Genomic DNA, 3,201 nt, shown 5'->3' on the forward strand with positions numbered 1-3,201 from the left:
AGTCCTTCTTCTTCCGGATCAAATCAAGCGCGATAAGGGCGTTTGGTGGATGCCTTGGCAGCAAGAGGCGATGAAGGACGTGATACTCTGCGATAAGTCATGGGGAGCTGAGAATAAGCTTTGATCCATGAATTTCCGAATGGGGAAACCCACCTGAATGTTTGCTGTTGTTACCCTTGGGTAATCAACAGTTTGCATAACCAGGTACTTACTACCTGAATATATAGGGTTTTAAGAGCGAACCCGGGGAACTGAAACATCTAAGTACCCGGAGGAAAGGAAATCAACAGATACTCCCCTAGTAGTGGCGAGCGAACGGGGACCAGCCGAGCCGAAAGAATGACCGGAATGATCTGGAAAGATCAGCCATAGAGGGTGACAGCCCCGTATGGGAAGTTCAATCGGACGTATTAAGTAGGGCGGGACACGTGAAATCCTGTCTGAAGATCGGGGGACCACCCCCGAAGGCTAAGTACTCCTTGCTGACCGATAGCGAACCAGTACCGTGAGGGAAAGGTGAAAAGCACCCCGACGAGGGGAGTGAAACAGTTTCTGAAACCGGACGCCTACAAGCAGTCGGAGCATCCTTGAGATGTGACGGCGTACCTTTTGTATAATGGGTCAACGACTTGGTCTGTCTAGCAAGCTTAAGCCGTTAGGTGTAGGCGCAGCGAAAGCGAGTCTTAAATGGGCGACAGAGTTAGACGGATCAGACCCGAAACCGAGTGATCTAGGCATGAGCAGGCTGAAGGTTGGGTAACACCAACTGGAGGGCCGAACCCACACCTGTTGAAAAAGGTCGGGATGACTTGTGCCTAGGGGTGAAAGGCCAATCAAACTCGGAGATAGCTGGTTCTCCGCGAAAGCTATTTAGGTAGCGCCTCGGACGTATCCCTCGGGGGGTAGAGCACTGCATGGATGATGGGGGCCCACAGCCTTACTGAGTCTAAGCAAACTCCGAATACCCGAGAGGACTATCCGGGAGACACACGGCGGGTGCTAACGTCCGTCGTGGAGAGGGAAACAACCCTGACCAACAGCTAAGGCCCCCAATTCGTGGCTAAGTGGGAAAGCATGTGAGACGGCCAAAACAACCAGGAGGTTGGCTTAGAAGCAGCCATCCTTTAAAGATAGCGTAACAGCTCACTGGTCTAATCAAGCTGTCTTGCGGCGAAGATGTAACGGGGCTCAAGCCACGAGCCGAAGCTTTGGATGCACGTTTACGTGCGTGGTAGCGGAGCGTTCTGTGATATAGAACGCTGCCTCTTTTGCGTCCTCGGATGCAACGGAGGCAATGTTCTGACTGTGAAGCCGGGCCGTGAGGCATCCGGTGGAGTGATCAGAAGTGAGAATGTTGACATGAGTAGCGACAAACAGGGTGAGAGACCCTGTCGCCGAAAGTCCAAGGGTTCCTGCTTAAAGCTAATCTGAGCAGGGTAAGCCGGCCCCTAAGGCGAGGCCGAAAGGCGTAGTCGATGGGAACCAGGTTAATATTCCTGGGCCAGGAGATGGTGACGGATCCCGAAGGTAGTTCATCCTTATCGGATTGAATGGGCTGCTGAGGGGTTCCTGGAAATAGCCCTCCGTGAGACCGTACCCGAAACCGACACAGGTGGACTGGTAGAGAATACCAAGGCGCTTGAGAGAACCACATTTAAGGAACTCGGCAAAATACCTCCGTAAGTTCGCGAGAAGGAGGCCCGATTGGCAGGCAACTGTCGGTCGGGGGCACAAACCAGGGGGTGGCGACTGTTTACTAAAAACACAGGGCTCTGCGAAGCCGCAAGGCGACGTATAGGGTCTGACGCCTGCCCGGTGCCGGAAGGTTAAAAGGAGATGTGCAAGCATTGAATTGAAGCCCCGGTAAACGGCGGCCGTAACTATAACGGTCCTAAGGTAGCGAAATTCCTTGTCGGGTAAGTTCCGACCTGCACGAATGGCGTAACGACTTCCCCGCTGTCTCAAATGTGGACTCAGCGAAATTGAATTGTCTGTGAAGATGCAGACTTCCCGCGGTTAGACGGAAAGACCCCATGCACCTTTACTACAGCTTCGCACTGGCATCAGGATTGCGATGTGCAGGATAGGCGGTAGGCTTTGAAGCGGGAACGCTAGTTCTCGTGGAGCCATCCTTGAGATACCGCCCTTCGCACTCTTGATGTCTAACCGCGGTCCGTTATCCGGATCCGGGACCCTGCGTGGCGGGTAGTTTGACTGGGGCGGTCGCCTCCCAAACAGTAACGGAGGCGCGCGAAGGTTGGCTCAGAGCGGTCGGAAATCGCTCGTTGAGTGCAATGGCAGAAGCCAGCCTGACTGCAAGACTGACAAGTCGAGCAGAGTCGAAAGACGGCCATAGTGATCCGGTGGTCCCGAGTGGAAGGGCCATCGCTCAACGGATAAAAGGTACGCTGGGGATAACAGGCTGATGATGCCCAAGAGTCCATATCGACGGCATCGTTTGGCACCTCGATGTCGGCTCATCTCATCCTGGGGCTGGAGCAGGTCCCAAGGGTACGGCTGTTCGCCGTTTAAAGAGGTACGTGAGCTGGGTTTAGAACGTCGTGAGACAGTTCGGTCCCTATCTGCCGTGGGTGTTGGATACTTGAGAGGAGTTGCCCCTAGTACGAGAGGACCGGGGTGAACGTTCCACTGGTGGACCAGTTGTCGTGCCAACGGCAGTGCTGGGTAGCTATGAACGGACAGGATAACCGCTGAAGGCATCTAAGCGGGAAGCCCCCCTCAAAACAAGGTATCCCTTGAGAGCCGTGGAAGACCACCACGTCGATAGGCCGGAGATGTAAGCGCAGCAATGCGTTCAGTTGACCGGTACTAATGGCTCGATAGGCTTGATTTGATCCGGAAGAAGCAGGACTTCTTCCAAAAGCATCCTTGGACAACATCGCCCCGAAAGGGGCAACGCCGATCCGTTTCTTTCCCGGTCTGGTGGCTTTAGCACGAGCAAAACACCCGATCCCATCCCGAACTCGGCCGTTAAGTGCCGTAGCGCCAATGGTACTGCGTCTCAAGACGTGGGAGAGTAGGTCACCGCCAGACCTGGAAAGAAACGGAAACTCTCTGAAACGATGACAAAAAGCACCGCAGATCACCGCGATGCAATTGGCGCGGGGTAGAGCAGCCCGGTAGCTCGTCAGGCTCATAACCTGAAGGTCACAGGTTCAAATCCTGTCCCCGCAACCAAAA

At 54.4% G+C, this 3,201-nt stretch carries 1 tRNA gene and 2 rRNA genes; all 3 read left to right on the forward strand.

The window, feature by feature from the left end:
- Positions 1–21: 21 nt before the first annotated feature.
- The 3 genes from J7359_RS19625 to J7359_RS19635 all read left to right on the forward strand — a co-directional run bounded on the left by J7359_RS19625 (position 22) and on the right by J7359_RS19635 (position 3,198).
- A 23S ribosomal RNA gene (locus J7359_RS19625) occupies positions 22–2,854 on the forward strand.
- A gap of 85 nt (positions 2,855–2,939) precedes the next feature.
- Positions 2,940–3,054, forward strand: a 5S ribosomal RNA gene (rrf, locus tag J7359_RS19630).
- A 67-nt stretch (positions 3,055–3,121) separates the two neighbouring features.
- Positions 3,122–3,198: transfer RNA gene (locus J7359_RS19635), tRNA-Met, on the forward strand.
- Positions 3,199–3,201: the final 3 nt, after the last annotated feature.

It is taken from the genome of Paracoccus sp. R12_2 (genome assembly GCF_017744015.1).
Lineage (GTDB): Bacteria > Pseudomonadota > Alphaproteobacteria > Rhodobacterales > Rhodobacteraceae > Paracoccus.